At 37.8% G+C, this 15,631-nt stretch carries 15 protein-coding genes and 3 pseudogenes; 6 read left to right on the forward strand and 12 right to left on the reverse strand.

All coding sequences use genetic code 11. The features are described from left to right. Positions 1-274: 274 nt before the first annotated feature. Together MUB50_RS09430 and MUB50_RS09435 are read right to left on the reverse strand one after the other, a co-directional pair. Entirely contained in the window at positions 275-1,498 is a 1,224-nt protein-coding gene (locus MUB50_RS09430; RefSeq protein ID WP_118041639.1) for a tyrosine-type recombinase/integrase, read from the reverse strand. 231 nt (positions 1,499-1,729) lie between these two features. After that, entirely contained in the window at positions 1,730-1,924 is a 195-nt protein-coding gene (locus tag MUB50_RS09435; RefSeq protein WP_118041633.1) for a hypothetical protein, read from the reverse strand. Between the two features lie 566 nt (positions 1,925-2,490). Between MUB50_RS09435 and MUB50_RS09440 the strand changes: the two genes are divergently transcribed. From MUB50_RS09440 to MUB50_RS09460, 5 genes and pseudogenes are all read left to right on the forward strand, one after another. Next, on the forward strand, positions 2,491-3,036 hold the full coding sequence (locus MUB50_RS09440) for a helix-turn-helix domain-containing protein (protein ID WP_118041631.1): 546 nt from the start codon (positions 2,491-2,493) through the stop codon (positions 3,034-3,036). 624 nt (positions 3,037-3,660) lie between these two features. After that, complete coding sequence (locus MUB50_RS09445; protein ID WP_008706402.1) at positions 3,661-4,032, forward strand: GntR family transcriptional regulator; 372 nt, start codon at positions 3,661-3,663, stop codon at positions 4,030-4,032. An 11-nt stretch (positions 4,033-4,043) separates the two neighbouring features. Then, positions 4,044-4,901, forward strand: a complete 858-nt coding sequence (locus tag MUB50_RS09450) for an ABC transporter ATP-binding protein (protein WP_022381160.1) — start codon at positions 4,044-4,046, stop codon at positions 4,899-4,901. Then, entirely contained in the window at positions 4,898-5,524 is a 627-nt protein-coding gene (locus MUB50_RS09455; RefSeq protein ID WP_118041629.1) for an ABC-2 transporter permease, read from the forward strand. Before MUB50_RS09450 ends, MUB50_RS09455 begins: the two co-directional genes overlap by 4 nt. A 35-nt stretch (positions 5,525-5,559) precedes the next feature. Continuing rightward, a pseudogene (locus MUB50_RS09460) lies at positions 5,560-5,733 on the forward strand (cysteine-rich KTR domain-containing protein). Between the two features lie 42 nt (positions 5,734-5,775). Here MUB50_RS09460 and MUB50_RS09465 read toward each other — a convergent pair. The 8 genes and pseudogenes from MUB50_RS09465 to MUB50_RS09505 all read right to left on the reverse strand — a co-directional run bounded on the left by MUB50_RS09465 (position 5,776) and on the right by MUB50_RS09505 (position 12,552). Continuing rightward, a complete protein-coding gene (locus tag MUB50_RS09465; RefSeq protein WP_227752363.1) occupies positions 5,776-6,516 on the reverse strand; it encodes a DUF6040 family protein in 741 nt (246 codons plus the stop codon). Beyond that, a pseudogene (locus tag MUB50_RS09470) lies at positions 6,449-7,690 on the reverse strand (relaxase/mobilization nuclease domain-containing protein). Before MUB50_RS09470 ends, MUB50_RS09465 begins: the two are co-directional and overlap by 68 nt. Further along, complete coding sequence (locus tag MUB50_RS09480; protein ID WP_173703208.1) at positions 7,639-8,019, reverse strand: plasmid mobilization protein; 381 nt, start codon at positions 8,017-8,019, stop codon at positions 7,639-7,641. The pseudogene MUB50_RS09470 and the gene MUB50_RS09480 overlap by 52 nt, the downstream one beginning before the upstream one ends. 873 nt (positions 8,020-8,892) lie before the next feature. Next, positions 8,893-9,345, reverse strand: coding sequence for a hypothetical protein (locus MUB50_RS09485; protein WP_244790446.1), 453 nt, complete (start codon positions 9,343-9,345; stop codon positions 8,893-8,895). Then, on the reverse strand, positions 9,342-10,331 hold the full coding sequence (locus MUB50_RS09490) for a ParM/StbA family protein (RefSeq protein ID WP_244790448.1): 990 nt from the start codon (positions 10,329-10,331) through the stop codon (positions 9,342-9,344). The genes MUB50_RS09485 and MUB50_RS09490 overlap by 4 nt, the downstream gene beginning before the upstream one ends. A 250-nt stretch (positions 10,332-10,581) precedes the next feature. Further along, a complete protein-coding gene (locus MUB50_RS09495) occupies positions 10,582-10,896 on the reverse strand; it encodes a helix-turn-helix domain-containing protein (RefSeq protein ID WP_244790450.1) in 315 nt (104 codons plus the stop codon). Between the two features lie 95 nt (positions 10,897-10,991). Continuing rightward, entirely contained in the window at positions 10,992-12,041 is a 1,050-nt protein-coding gene (locus MUB50_RS09500) for a PDDEXK nuclease domain-containing protein (protein ID WP_118247152.1), read from the reverse strand. A 157-nt stretch (positions 12,042-12,198) separates the two neighbouring features. Beyond that, on the reverse strand, positions 12,199-12,552 hold the full coding sequence (locus MUB50_RS09505) for a TnpV protein (RefSeq protein WP_244790452.1): 354 nt from the start codon (positions 12,550-12,552) through the stop codon (positions 12,199-12,201). Between the two features lie 399 nt (positions 12,553-12,951). On the opposite strand from MUB50_RS09505, the pseudogene MUB50_RS17200 reads away from it, so the two are divergent. Further along, a pseudogene (locus MUB50_RS17200) lies at positions 12,952-13,095 on the forward strand (helix-turn-helix domain-containing protein); the annotation flags it as partial. Between the two features lie 68 nt (positions 13,096-13,163). Here the strand turns inward: MUB50_RS17200 and MUB50_RS09515 are convergent. After that, complete coding sequence (locus MUB50_RS09515) at positions 13,164-14,054, reverse strand: hypothetical protein (RefSeq protein WP_147336989.1); 891 nt, start codon at positions 14,052-14,054, stop codon at positions 13,164-13,166. Further along, the gene (locus MUB50_RS09520; protein WP_118378188.1) at positions 14,051-15,631 is read right to left on the reverse strand and encodes an AAA family ATPase; all 1,581 of its coding nucleotides are present in this window, start codon (positions 15,629-15,631) and stop codon (positions 14,051-14,053) included. Before MUB50_RS09520 ends, MUB50_RS09515 begins: the two co-directional genes overlap by 4 nt.

Genomic DNA, 15,631 nt, shown 5'->3' on the forward strand with positions numbered 1-15,631 from the left:
TCTCCTTATATTATAGTTTTGTTTTGTGTAAATATCTATATCTTGTAGAAATTAATTCTGCAGAAATCCCTTTACTTATCAGTACTAGCACATGGTGGAAGTTACTTTTTCATTCAACCAAGATTTTGTGAACCTTGATTTTACGGGCTTCACAGGGATTTTTCACTTGCTTTCGCACTCGATTTTCTTGATTTGACCACATTTTTACGACAAATCTTTTGGAAAATATATTCGTCTGATTTTCTTACCACATTTTACGACAACAATCTATGGTTTATACCACAGCAGGTACGGTTTCCGGCAGGTTCATTTTAGACATTTCATTCTCCACATGAGACTTTTCTGCAATATGATTGTAGACATTCATTGTAATCTGTGCATCTGAATGGCCCATCACATACTGCATAACTTTGGGATTGACATTGTTCTCACCCAGTCTGGTACATCCCGTATGCCGAAGGGTATGCGATGAAATAGGAGGCATCAGCTCCGGCTCTCGCTTCTCTTCTTCTGCCAGTTTGCTTTCTTTCTTATTATAGGCATTAACAATATTTTTCAGAAAGCTGTTCACTCCCGCCGGCATGATCGGACGCCCATGTTTTGTATTGAAGATGAATCCACTACGTCCACCGATCTCAACATTACTCTGCAAACCAAGCATCAGATTCAGTTCTCTCTGCTTACGGAACGCATCATATACCATCTGTGTCATAGGAATATCTCTGATTCCTGCATCCGTTTTGGTTTCTGAATCATGGAAACAATATCCTTCATCACCTTCATAATACACAAGCTGTCCACCTACATGAATCTCCCGGTTCTTCATATCCACATCTGACCAGGTTAAGCCGATAGTCTCACTCACTCTCAGGCAAGCCCCAAACATAACCTGCATCATCGGAAGATGAAGCTTATACACATTACTCTGTTCAACAAACTCCAGAAGTTTTTCCTGCTGTTCCAGTGTCAGTGCTTCTTTCTCTTTTGCCGGAGCCCCATAATCTCCAAGTGTTCCAGTTACCGGATTCTTACGGATAATCCCGTCTTCCACTGCCAGTTCAAAACTGGGATTCAATAAGCCATAAAGACCTTTGATCGTACTGTGTGCAAGTCCTTCATCTGACAATGCTGAAAAGAATGTCCTTACATGAGATGTCTTAAAATCCAAAACACGAATATTTCCCAAAGTATTTCGTATACGGTAGTCCCACATACGGATATAATTCTTTTTCGTTCTTTCCTTGATATTCTTTGTTGCCACGTATCGCTCAAACAACGTATTTACAGTCAGCTTCTTGACTGATGCATCTGTAATAAGCAGATCATCCATATCCTTATTGATTTTCTTTTCCATTTCTCGCAGACTCGCCAGATCAGCTGCATAAACCGAATTACGCTTTCCGGTAATTTCATCCTTGTAGCGATACTCATAACGTCCATCCGGACGCTGGTATTCACCTGTTTTTAAATTTCTGCCTTTATTATCTTTTCTTGCCATATCAATCATTCCTTTCACTTCATTTTTCGTTATTCGGAATGATTTTTGTCCTGTCGGTATCAGTTATTTACTGCCTGATATCTGCTCACAGATTAACATAATATTTTATGATTTCCAAGGGTAAATTCCTGCAAAATGCTAATTTTTATTTGCCTGTTTCTCAGGAATATTTTACCCTTTTCACTTTTCATTCCGAAGGAAAGTTGTTGTATTTTATCCTTTTATCTTTCATTACACTGCCATTGCATCAAGATATTTTTTTATCTTATCCACGTTATAGAGAACACGTCTTCCAACAATCACTCTTGCTTCTGCATGGTCTGCAATTTTCTTTGCAGTTACTTCTCCGCAGGATAACATTGCCATTAATCCTTCAATATCTACCGTCAGACGATTCTCAGACTTATACTCTGTTGTTTTTCTCATGATGCACATACCTCCTTTCCTCCGTATTCTTCTGCATCACCTCCCAGACAGCGGTTATGCCCGTTGTCAGTACATATACTTTTTGTTTGGACTTCTTACGATGATTTTCCATTCTGTTCGGCGTGTTGGCTTCCATTTGTATATGGCGGTGTCAACGTTACAATTGACCTCTATCAGAAATCTTTCTGAATACTGGCAGCTTCTTCTCAAGCATACCAGCCGTTGCCGGAGTATCTTCGGTTTCCACATACTACTCTCTGATACAGCGGTGGAATCCTGTGTTACCTTTAAGCCCCGAAAGGCACCCATACAGCTCATTTAATTTTCAAGGTTCAACAATCAAAAGTTTTTGTAGGTATACATTTTTGTACCTATTTCGATTTAATGCCATTATATCCCCAGTTACTGCTAATGTCAATAGCACTTCATGCGTTTTAGGTTCTTTTTTGTACTCTTTTTTATTGATTTTCTGCTATCTTGTGTTATAATATGGACAAATAGTTATTCATTTCTTGATTTTACTATCTTCTATGGATGTTTATCAGGACTAATGCAGAGGTGACTTTATGAATTTTAATCTGAAACTAAAAAAAATCCGGACATTCCGGAAAATGACACAAAAAGAACTGTCAGAGAAGATCGGACTGACCGATCAGCATAGAATTGTACAATATGAAAAAGGCGTTCGTGTTCCAAAAAAAGATCTGGTTGATAAAATGGCTAATGCTCTGGATGTCAATCCTTATACCCTCTATGATACCGCTGGACGTGACGCTTCCGAAATGATGGAACTGCTTTTCTGGCTGGATGAATTTAATCCATCTGCCCTGCATCTGTTTCTTCCTCGGAAATTTCCTGGTGAAAAATGCAATGAAGTAGCAGACACTTCCGTTTACTACCATGACAATGATAACTGGCCTGCCCATGCTCCTGTCTGTATGTGGTTTGATTATGGGGTTCTGAATGATTTTCTGAAAGAATGGGTAGTTCGAATGGATGAACTGAAATCCGGCGAGATTACCAGAGATGAGTATTTTGAATGGAAAATCAACTGGCCACAGACCTGTGATGGTTGCGGAAAGTTTGAACCTAAGAAAAAATGGCGAATATAGCAAATACAATGCTCCTCAAAACTGGAAAATATTCCAATAATGGGGAGTTACTATTCTTTTTTAATCTAATGCTCTTCTGCTATATGTATTTTTCATCACTCAACTACTTTATAGCCAGCATTTGTAATTACACAAATCGCTTCGCTTTTTCTTTCAAACAAGTATTAAGTACCTCTTCCCAAACAGCATATTCCCGTCTATCTGGATATTCTTTAACAACTACTTCACTGCCAATCTGAATATATGGTAACCGCTTAATTTTTAGATACGATAGAAAAAATCCCCGACTACTTTTCAGTAGCCGGAGCACCTTGACAATTCACATATGATTAATTTGATTCGTTTGCACGACGTTCGATTTCAGCTTTGACGATTTCGTTCCATGGAGCCAGAAGTTCTAATTCATCATCGCTCATCCTATCATTATCGTGCTGATTTGCACAAAGAAATAACCTTATTATGCCGGTTGACAGGTTGGATTACGCTGATTTTTTGAAAACTTTATATGGTATATTTTAATGAATGAATTGTAGGATTACTTTATTGACATTTCTGACACTATCATATACACTGTACATATCGTATAAGTACGCATATATCAAAAGGTGGTGAGAGGAAGTTAGAATGGAAATTATCATAAGTAATAGTAGTGATAAGCCTATTTATGAACAAATTGCTATGCAGATCAAGAGTTTAATCATGAATGGTACCCTATCTGCCGGAGAAGCCCTGCCTTCCATGCGTGCACTGGCAAAAGACCTGCATATAAGTGTTATTACTGTTCAACGAGCTTACGAAGATTTAACTCGAGATGGGTTTATCGAAACCGTATCGGGAAAAGGTAGTTTTGTTGCATCACCAAATAAAGAATTTATTCAAGAAGAACAACTACGAATAGCAGAAGAACTTTTAGAAAAGGTTGCTATAATCGGTCGTACTCATGGTATCAGCTATGAGCAAATGGCTAATATTCTAAAACTATTTTTTGAAGAATGAGAGGTGGAATTATGGAACAGAACAGTATTGTTGTAAAAAATGTTACTAAAAAATTTGATGATTTTATGTTAGATCATATTTCATTTACAGTTCCTACAGGACGTATTGTGGGTTTCATAGGAGAAAATGGTGCTGGAAAAAGTACAACTATCAATTTAATTTTAGACCAGTTAAAGTTGGATGCGGGTGAAATAAGAATATTGGGTAAACAAAATCACTCTTATTTGCATAAAGAAAACATTGGTGTTGTTTTTGACGAATGTAAATTCCATTCCGTCTTAAATGCAAAAGATATTGCCCAAATCCTTTCGGGATCTTATAAAACATGGGATATGAATTTGTTTGAAGAATATATGAAACGCCTTGATGTTCCATTAAATAAATCAATAGGGCAACTTTCAAAAGGTATGAAGATGAAATTGTCAATTATTTGTGCACTATCGCATAGACCCCAGATTCTGATTTTAGACGAAGCAACAACAGGGTTAGATCCTGTTGTACGAGATGAAATTTTGGATATTTTTTTAGAATTTATTCAAGATGAAGAACACTCTATTTTGTTCTCTACACATATAACCTCTGACATACAAAAGGTTGCTGACTATGTAATTCTGATTCATAATGGAAAAATTATTTTTGAGGAAAAGAAAGATGACCTTATTTATAATTATGGAATTATACGCTGTAAAAAATCAGAATTTAATACTGTTTCGCCAGATGACTATGTATGTTGTCGAGAAACAAATCTTAGCGTGGAATGCTTAATACATGACAAAGTAGCTGCAAAAAAAAGATACAAAAATCTAATTATTGATAATGCTTCTATTGAGGACATTATGCTGTTCTATATCAAAGGAGGTGTCAAATGAAAGGATTGGTTTTTAAGGATTTATTGCTTATGAAGAAAATGAATAAAAAAGTCATTTTTGTAATGTATTTTTTTGTAATAGCAATTTCATTCTTCGGAGAGAATGAAGTTTACTCAATTATGTCATCGGCTTTTTTTTCACTTTTTATCGGTATGCACTTAATGATGACCATGACCTATGATGGATTGACTTCATGGAAACAATATGAATTAACCTTGCCGATGAGTAAGTACCAAATCATTTTCAGTAAGTATTTGACTAGCTTGCTTCTTGTTCCGATTAGTATAATGGGTACAGTTATCATTTATATCATTCGTTATGTGGTTTATCATAATTTTACACTTAGCCAGTTTGGTTTTTCTATCGCCATTGCAATAGCATTACCTGTTTTATGGTGTTCTATATGTTTAGCAATAGCACAGTGGTTTGGCTATATGAGAGTTCAGTATGTGAGAATGATTTGCACACTTCTCGTTATCTTTTTCGTAAGCAAAATATCAAAAGATATGAAATACGTTACTCAAAATTTGGTTAAAAATCCTATGTTGATTGCTATTTTTGCTTTGGGTATAGTAGTTTCATCGTATTTTGTTAGTGTTATAGGATACTCAAGGAAAAAATAAAAGTAGAGGTGCAAATAAAAGTAAGTGTCGAGTGGGTGCGTTGCCTTGTCTGCGGAAATAAAACACGTGACAAAATCCGAGAAGATACTGTCTATTAAAAAACTTTCCCACTCTTTTGTTCGAAGTGTAAAAGCAAATGCCTAATCAACATTGCACAATTCCATATGACTGCTATTAAAACGCCAGACGCACAGCCGCAGAGCCGATAAAACACAGTTCTTTGAACTATGGTTATCGGCTTTTGTATTTTCCTAATCATAGTGATTATCAGCATACAGGCTTTTTTCTTCAAACTTCTTCTGAAAATACATTTTAAGCAGCATGATTCCCACATTGATAAATCCAAATGTCAAAATCAAATTCACTGGCAGATATTCTCTAATTACATCTCCAAGCACTGCTATCCCCGAAAGACTTCCGATTAAAAACATCTGTGAAATTTTATCCCACATTTTTTTGTATATCTTTATTATTTCCATAATTATCGCCATTATAATTACCACTATGAGAAGGACCGCTACGATTGCCAGAATTCTGATAACCCATGCTTCTCCACATGTATATGCTATTTTCTGGTTAAATCCGTTATCATAGGTTGGATGTGCCAACCATTCACAAAATTGAAAATACCACATGAATGGAGTCCTGAAAAAATCTATGAAATCATTCTGAAAAGCACCGTTCTGCATAATTACAAACAGGATTACCGTAATGTATCCCATTCCCCAAAAATATTCCGTATCCCTCATTTTTTCGGTTCTGGCTTTTACTTCTTTTTTCGCTTTACGGATTTCCAGCTCTGCCCGTTTCTTTTCGTTACGGGCCTTTGTTTCTGCCTGTTCCATCTTTTTCTCTGCTTCTTTTTGTTTCTTCTGTGCTTCATCTACTGCTTCAACAGATGATTTATTCACCTGTATCTGCAGTTTAGAGTTCTGGTCCCGAACGTCTTTTATTTCTTCTTCGAGCTGTTCTTGCTCTTTCCTGCTCTTCAAACCATTCCTGTTCCTCAGATCGTCGTTGCTCTGCTGAAGCGATTGATTCAGCTTCTGCGTTTCGGACAGTTCTGTTGTTAAACGCTGAATTTCTACGGTTGATTTCCGAACTTCTTCTCGCAATTTCTGCCTGTCGAATAAGATCATCCGTTTCTCTTCTTCCAGTGTCTGTATCTGCTTTTTCTGTGTTCGCATGAACTCTTTCGCTTTCTCGAAACTCTGTACAAGAATATCCCTCTCCACTTTGAGCTTGATCGGTGATTCCTCTGGTGTCTGTGATGGCTGCGTCAAGCTCTCTGTAATAGTTTCTGAGTTCTTCGGCTGCTCTGCTGTCTCTGTCGGCTGCAACTCTGGATTTTTCCCTATTTCCATTAAATTCATTCTCCAATCCCTCCTTACTGATATCCAGATGAAATGTTTTAGACAGATTGCTGTCACGCACTTTCTTTCCATCCTGGTTCTGAAAAGTGATGTGCTTACGTTTCTCTGTCCAGTTTACGTTCCATCCAAACTGTTTCATTTTTTCTATAAACTTTTCTTTGCTGATACAATTTTCCAGTGCCTTTAATACCGCCATTGCACAGTCCGCTACAAAACTGTCCTTTACCTGTTGACGGAACAGGTTATATTTATCTTTGCTCCACGCAATGACTTCCCCTTTTTCAATCTGGCTTCCATCAAAGTGCTTTCCTTTCTCGGCAACTGTCAGTCCACGTTCCCGGCACATCTGGTTGGTAAGCTGTTTCATACGTTCCAAATCTTTTCTGGTATTATGCAGCTTTCTCCCATCTTCATAACTCACTGAATTGGTAACCAGATGGCAGTGAATATGCTCTTTATCCTTATGCACAGCCACTAACGTCTGGAATCCACTAAACCATTTTTCTGCAAACTCTTTTCCAAATTCAAACGCCTGCTCCAGAATAATCTACTCGTCCTTATGCCAGGAAATAATGTTGTGGGCATACATTCTCCCAGAATCTTTATTCCACATCTTCTTTTCTTCTAAAAAGGTTCTATACACCAGATCATAGTTAATCTCATCATGGCAGTACGGGCCTGTTACATAGGTAAGCAGTTCGCCGGTCTTGTCTTGTCGTAAAACATATTCGATACAATTTCTCATTGCTCCATGTGTATTTGTCCGCTTATTAATCGTCTTATTAACCGCCATATTCTTTCACTCTCCTTCCGGTACTTGAGGACATTTTTATTGAGGAAATATAACATACTGTCGTTTGGGATTTCTCCATCTGTATGCAGTTTTCTTGCAATCTGATTGATATTTGTAGTCGCTCCCCGGAGCTGACAAAGGATGTCTGCAAACATCTGGTTCAGTCTTTTCAGTTCTTCCACTTCCTCTGCAGATACTATTTTCAAATCTGCGATTGCTTTTATCACAACTTCCTGCTGTGTTCTTCCGGATTCTTTGACCTTACTCTGAAGCAGATCGTATTCTGCTTTATTCATTCGTATGGTTACTGTATGATTTCGTTTTCTCATAGGCTTTCGGCTCCTTTCTTTGCTTAATTTTCATTCTTTATTGACTGATACGATATTCTGACTGATAAACCAATAAAGGGATTCCATAAGGATGCTGGACATCCAGTGGATGTCCGTTTAGCACCGACCGAAGTGGAGCGAAGACAATGCTCCTTTGGTGGGTGCAGGGTGCATGACGTCCAGTGGACGTCAGCTTTGCACCGACCGGAGCGGCGGCGGAGACAAGTCCTAGTCAATCAGTAAGTGTTCCACAGGAATGTCCGGTGGACATTTCGCGGGGATACTTACGCTATTGACGTGCCGGGGTTCCAGGGGCGGAGCCCTCTGGCAAGTTTAGGAACAGCCCAAAGGCTGGCTCCGGTGCAGAGTGGCTTGCCACTTTGCGAAACTTGCCTGTCATCTCCCCACCACTGAACCGACACCCACCAAGCCATATTTTCCACCCTACGTTATCAAATCAAAATGGAGATGACGGTGGTTTTGTGGTGCAGGGACAGACTGTTTCATAAAGAGAAAAGCTCCCATTTCGATAGATTTTCTCTTTCTGAAACAGGCTGTTCATGCATCACTCCGATGCGAAGTATCGGACAATCATGTGCCGTATCCGGCACTCTATTCTTTTCTTCGCCTTGCTTGTTCAATCCACCCATCTGCCAACGTTTTTCTGTTATATTTTCCTGTTATTTCTGTCTTTCTTTTTCTGGATCTCTTTCCATTTCTGCTAAAAGACATAAAAATAGCAGTCATAAACATTTTTCCAATTCATAATGTCTGAAATGTCATCACTGCCATTGTCTTTTTCTGCTATTCTGTTTTTGTAAAGCTATTCCTTACTGTCAGTCTGTTTTCCTGTTACTGCTATTTCATAACCGTCTAAAAACTGTCTGCAAAATCCAGTGCTGCATCCATATCAGCTTCTTTCTCCCAGTCCAGATTATCTTCTGCGATCTCTCCATCCGTTTTCTCCATTGTTAGTATTCTGTCCGACAGATTACTTTCTCCTATCGATTCTTTTACAAATGGTACAAGCATTTCTATCAGATTCTTCGCTATAGCCATCGGAACGGATTCCTTTACTCCATCCCGGACAGCTGTTTCCACTCTTTCCAGAAAAGCATCTTCCTTTTCTCTGGTTTCCAGATATGGATCTGCTTCATTCCTGTACTCTCTGGAAAAATAGTCATTCAAAGCTACTACAACAGCTCTGGTATATGATTTATATTTTTCCCTATCCATCGTCTGCAAATATTCCCATGCCTGCCTGTCCTGTTCATCACAAAGATTCAAACGGATATTTGTATTGATGATTTTCCGTTCTTTTCTCATACAAGCATCCCTCCGTTTCTCTGGATTTTCCTTACGGTCATTGCTTCATAGCCTTTCGCTGTGGCACAGATGTCCCGTACAATCGTCACCCGGCTCTTGTCATATTCTCCAAAATTCTGGATCATACAACCTCCACCGCCTACCACATACAGACGCATCAATTCCGGATTGTATTCCCGTTCTCTCAGCTTATGGAAGATTTCTTTCGTATAATCTCCGACAGCTTTACGAATGACTGTCAGATATTTCTCACCAATATCTGCTGTACCAGTACGGATCACCTGCTCAATCACCAGATCGTCCACCACTGTTCCCAGTTCTTTCAGCAGGGATTCCCTTACAGCAAGCACACACTGATGTGTTCCATATTTCTCTGTAAAGCATTTCTTCTCTAATGGACGGGAATTGTTGATATACATGATGTTCATAGTTCCGTTTCCAATATCCACAAGCATGTTGATTCCTTTGAAATCCTGTAAACGGTAAAAAGCTGCTGCAAATCCCTGTGGGTAAATATCAGCTCCTGCAAACTCTACATGATACTCTTTATTGCGGAATATAAAATCTACACTTTCATTCTGGAGAAGATATTTCTGGAAATCTTCTTTCTGTGTAGCTACTGCGATGAAAAGCTCCACCGGAGCTTTTCCCTGCACGCTAAAGTGCCAGGTAAGCGGAAGTCCGGCTGCAATGTGTACCTTTGCTTGATTCATTTCTTTCCCATCAAGTTCCTTTGCTATAGCCGCCAGTGTCAGCACATAATAGTCCTCGTCCTGCGTTTTCTCTGCACAGAACTCCTTGTGTTCCTCTCCAATCTGGTAATACATGCCATTGTAAACAAGAAGATTGTTCTGAAAGATTGGCTCCTTGTCATATCTGGCTACACCGGATGGAAAGCATCTGGTGGCTGTTTTCATGTTTCCATAACCATGATCAATCCCGATCACCATAACTGTTTCATTATTGTTGTTTTTCATCATTCTCATAATCATACCTCATTCTTTCTTTTCTTATCCAATCCTATTAATACTTACGTGAATTGATAAGATGGATATTTTATTTACTGGTTCTTTAATAATTCATATTTGATAACATTGGTTATTAATAGCGACGGTTTGTCCAATATGGGATTTATCATGTCTGGTTTTCCTATTTTCTGATGTCCGGAGATAGGAATTTCCTATGACCTGATTGTCCAAAATCGGACTATCCACCATTAGGCATTTTCTCCTTCGCTTAATCATTTTCTTCTCCTAATGGAACTTCCCGGATAATATATTCGGTATCGCCATAAAAGCCATATTCATTACGCAATCTATGGCGTTCCACATATCCATGATGCTCTAATTCCTTAATTGCAGAACGAACAGAATCAATCCCATCTCTACTCAATGTTGCCAGTCCTTGCATATTATAATTCCAGTCATCCGGCAGACTCAGCATCAGAGACAGCAACCCCTTTGCCTTTAATGACAGGCTCTTATTTTTAAAATGATGGTTACTCATTACCGTAAAATTTTTTGTTCGCTCCACACGAAAAATCTGTGACATTATCTCTCACTTCCTTTCTGCAAAAAGAAAAAGACGTAAGTCATATTTTTTATGACTCACGCCTGTTCTGAATTTCATTATTAAATTGAAAACCTTTATTCTTCTTTCCTCTGTTCCAACAGCTCTCTCGCATTTGCAATAGCAAGGGATAACTTCTGTTCTAAAAGTTCTTTTGGAGGCATTTTAGTCATATACTGTCCCACATGGATATTTCCATGATCCAATTGCATTAATTCTATGGTTTCCTGCGATTTTTCTGCACATAATATAAGAGCAACCGGACTTTCTTCACCTTCTACTCTTTCATTTTTTTCCAACCATCGCAAATACAGTTCAACTTGTCCTTTATCTTGCGGTTCAAATTCTCCAAGCTTTAACTCAACAAGAACCAGCCTTTTCAAACCTCTGTGATAAAACAATAAATCCATATAATAGTCTTTACCATCCAGCACAAAATGCTTCTGCCTTGCCAAAAACGCAAAATCCGATCCCATTTCCAAAATAAATTTTTCTAATTCCGCAAGAATGGCATTTTCCAAATCTTTTTCACTATAAGTATCACGTAAACCAAGAAAATCAAGCATGTATGGATCTCTGTAAAAAAGATCCAGACTCATTTTTCCATCATCCCGTAATTCAGCAATCTCATTTTTTATTGTTTCTTCTGGTTTCTTCGATATTGCAGTGCGTTCATAAAGCATAGATTTTTTTCTTTCACGCAATGTCCTCACTGACCAGTTCTCTTGCATACACATTGCAGCATAAAAGTCTCTCTTTAACTCGTCGTGTATTGGCAAAATCTCTACAAAATGTGACCAGGTCAATTGTTGCGACAGTGTCGCAACTTTTTCGAAGTCAGGAAATTCCTGATAAAATTTAATCATTCTCGAAATTGATGTTTTATCAAATCCAGAACCATACTCCTGTTCCAAACGTTTACTGACTTCTGCAACAACTTTTTTTCCATACTCAGGCTTATTATCTCCGGTGAACTCCGCACTAAGTCTTTTCCCAATTCCCCAGTTAAGTGAGATAATGGCATCGTTCACAACTTTCTTTACATCCGTTTTCTTTTCTCTGATCAATGCATTTATTTCATCGTAAATGTTATCAATATTATTTGCTACTATTATCTCTTTTTTCATTATTGATTCCCTTCTATAATTTAAAATGCCAACTTGGCATTTCAAAATCGTACCAACAGGTTATTGTTATATTACCCTATTTTTCTCGTTCTGCCTACTGCAATTTTATATTCTCATACAACAATGAGGTCGCATTCCACGACCTCATCACATTCATTTAGATATAAATCAATTCCTTCAGAATAATCTCTTCCGCAATCGCTCTGTGCTGATTGGCAGCTCTTACCCATGCCATCTGATCTTTCTCCTTATCTGGCAATGGATCTTTTTCTTCCAACTGTTTCAGAATAATTTCTTCCCGTTCTCTGGCAGCCTTATCCACTTCCTGCAGATGCTCACCAATCGTATCCTGCAAAAGCATCACCTGATAGGTTGAATTTCGATAGTTCTTCAGATAATCTCTACGAAGAAAACCATACTTGCCAAGTTGCTCCATCTGCTCACCGGATTTATAGGTGAGATTTGGAATCAGATATCCATTTACATTTGTATACGTTATAACAGTGGACATTCGCAATCCGCTTCGCTACTTGCTCATGAACGCAGTCACTTCGTAGCCTGCGTTCATATTATTAGCACTCTCCATTTCTCATCATTTTTTGACCACAAATTTACGACATTTACGACAAATCTGACACTGCTTTACAATACCAAACAAAATGACCGATGCCCCGGAAAGCCTGTAAAACAGGCACTTCTAGGATACACAAGACAGGACAAAAATCAACTTCCATTATCAAGAGGTGAGTGCTAATTATTTTGTGAACTCTTTGTGATTGTTAATTGAAAAAGTAAATGCAACCCTTAGGTCTTTTTGTTCTTAAACACAGACATAGGGGTTGCATTTACCTCTGCAATCATAGTAACATGAACTTACTCTCAGGCTCCAACATGAAAGGAGTTTCTATTTATGAATACTTTTTTTGAATCCAACAAAGGCAAACACTTTACACTCTCTGACAGAATCTCTATCGAGGCTGGCATCGAAAAAGGATGGAGCTTCAAAAAGATTGCTGACGAACTTGGCAAGAGCCCTTCCTCTGTTTCCAGGGAAGTTCGACGCCATCTGATCTTTTCCCCTCACTATTACGATGACCACAGCCGCAGGAAAACCGAGTGCATTTATTTTTCTTCCTGCTCCAAACAGGGCGTCTGCGGTAATCTTTCCTGCTCCTCTCTTTGCTCTAAGTGTCGAAGCAGGAAATGCGCTTCTTCTATTGCATTAACAATCACATCTTCGTATGGTTTATCGTGAATTTTAAATTTTATGTATCGTTTGGCAAACGATGAATATGGGGTGTCCGGATGAACCAGTTTACAAATTTGCTTAATTGAAGGTGCCATCTTATCCGGACATAATTCATACGCCATTTCAAAAAGTTGCAATGCTATTTTGCTGTCTGAACGAATTTTTTTACGACCAATATTAAAACAATTCCAATTGTATATTCTTTTGCTAATTTCAACTCTACTTACATCGTAGGGATCGTTGCTTAATGCTATGATTTCACCAGCTTCATTACAATCAATAATCTCAACATCGCTTTCCACGCAAGGATCTAACAGAATGGGGATATCATTATTATTTCCTTGCGTAGCAGCAGGCGTACCTGCTTTTAAAGGAAACATATCATTTTTCCCGCCATCACCATAACTACGATTACTTTTCTCACAACTTAAACGATAGTTGAGATAATCGTATGCCAACCACCAATATCCATCTGGCAATATTTCATTTTTTTTCTCGTCTGTTGATTTGTTTTTCGGCCTAAAGTGATCAATCTCTCCAAATGTCCCCTCTAAACTACATTCAGAATACCAGCATTTTTCTCCATAATATTTTATAAGTATCGGTTTGAATTGACTCCAAATTCCATGAGCAGCCATATATTCTTTTCGTTCGTCGTGTGTTGTTTTTTTGCTCAATTCATTTAAATACAATCTTGCTTTATTAAGCCATCCTATTACATCAGGATCTTTTTTATCAATCAAGGCTAAATCAATATATCTCATTTTTCTAATAGTCCTTTTAAAATTTCTTCCGCCTTTGCGTTTCTTTCAGCAATGTCTTCCGCAGATAGATTAACATGAGGACGCTCACTATAGATTTTGTGCATTGCTGCAACATACTCGTCATAATAACTATCCGTTGGTATATTTCTAGTAAAAGACATATTCTCAAGATCATTTGTCAATTCTAATAATTTATACTTTTCATTATCGGTTATTGTTCCATCTTTCTTTTTAATAAGAAGTCTGTGTTTTTCATCCATTTTATCTTTTGTTTCACTATCCAAAACCGAAGACAATCCATAATACTCACTCTGTAATAAGCCATCAATTCCCATCCCCTCTGTATCTTCTGTAGGGACAATTACTTTTGTAAAGTAATACCCATTGTTTGATACGAGGTTTTCATTGTGAGTAAAGATACGAATAAATTCCTTTGGAACGCCATTGATTACAAGCGGATCATGAGTTGCAACAATAGCTTGAGTATTTATAGCATCTCGCAAAGAATTATCCATTGTTTCTTTGATTTCATATTTCCAGCGTGGATTCATATAGGCATCCGGTTCATCCATCAATACCAAACAGTCTTCTGTCTTGCAAATGCCGAGCATACCAAGAATTTTGATAAGTTGCCGTTGACCTTCACTCATTTCGCTGCATTTTACATTTGATTCCCCTTGTGTGACAGTTACTTCAAATCTGGTCTCAAAAAGAGAATATAGTTTTTCAAAAAACTCAAGAATAGCTATTGAATCAATGTTCACACTGTCAATATTCGTGATCTGAAAATATGATTTTCCATTCGAAGAATACATAAAGCCTCTACGCAAAAGATCTGTAAATCGATAATCAATAAAATCAGTCAGGTAATACAAGCCTGTAGGTACATCACCCTCAAACCGTCCTCTGCCAAAAATTTGCTCAACTTTATTGGTGTTGACAACCATATCCACATATTTAACCTTATCAAAATGACAAGCTTTAATAAGATAGCTTTTTTCAAAGGATTTTTGTCCACACAAAATAGAAAGTAGATAAACAGGGGTAAACCCTTCCTCACAATAATTGTATTTTCTCTTTGGGAAATTAGGAATAAAACGCTCGCTATCATCGTTCATTGATTTTAAAAAATTTCTAAGCGTATCCCTGCATAAGCACGTATATCTCGTATTTACCACTTTTATATTCGGAAAAAGTTTGTTATTCGTTCCGGAATAAAACGCAACAACACGCTGTGGAAACAGGGAATTCTTTTGGGCAAACGAACGAACCTTCCTATAACTTCCCTCAATAGCAGAATCGTCCGCTGTAATACGGTAAGCATGGCCACTTTTGATAATAGATATTGATTTCTGTGCATATTCGTACTCAAGGGAATAACTATAATCGATCTGCTTCTCAATTGCCGGTGAATCAAAGGACATTAAAATATTCAAAATACATTCTATCATTGTTGATTTGCCTGCACCATTTTCACCAATCAAAATGGTTGAACTACCACCAGACACAGTGGCAAATCTAATATCAAAATCAACCAAACAAAGATGCTTGTCAATACGTAATCTTTTGATTTGCAT

Origin of the sequence: Blautia sp. NSJ-140, from assembly GCF_022868965.1 — a bacterium.
Lineage (GTDB): Bacteria > Bacillota > Clostridia > Lachnospirales > Lachnospiraceae > Blautia_A.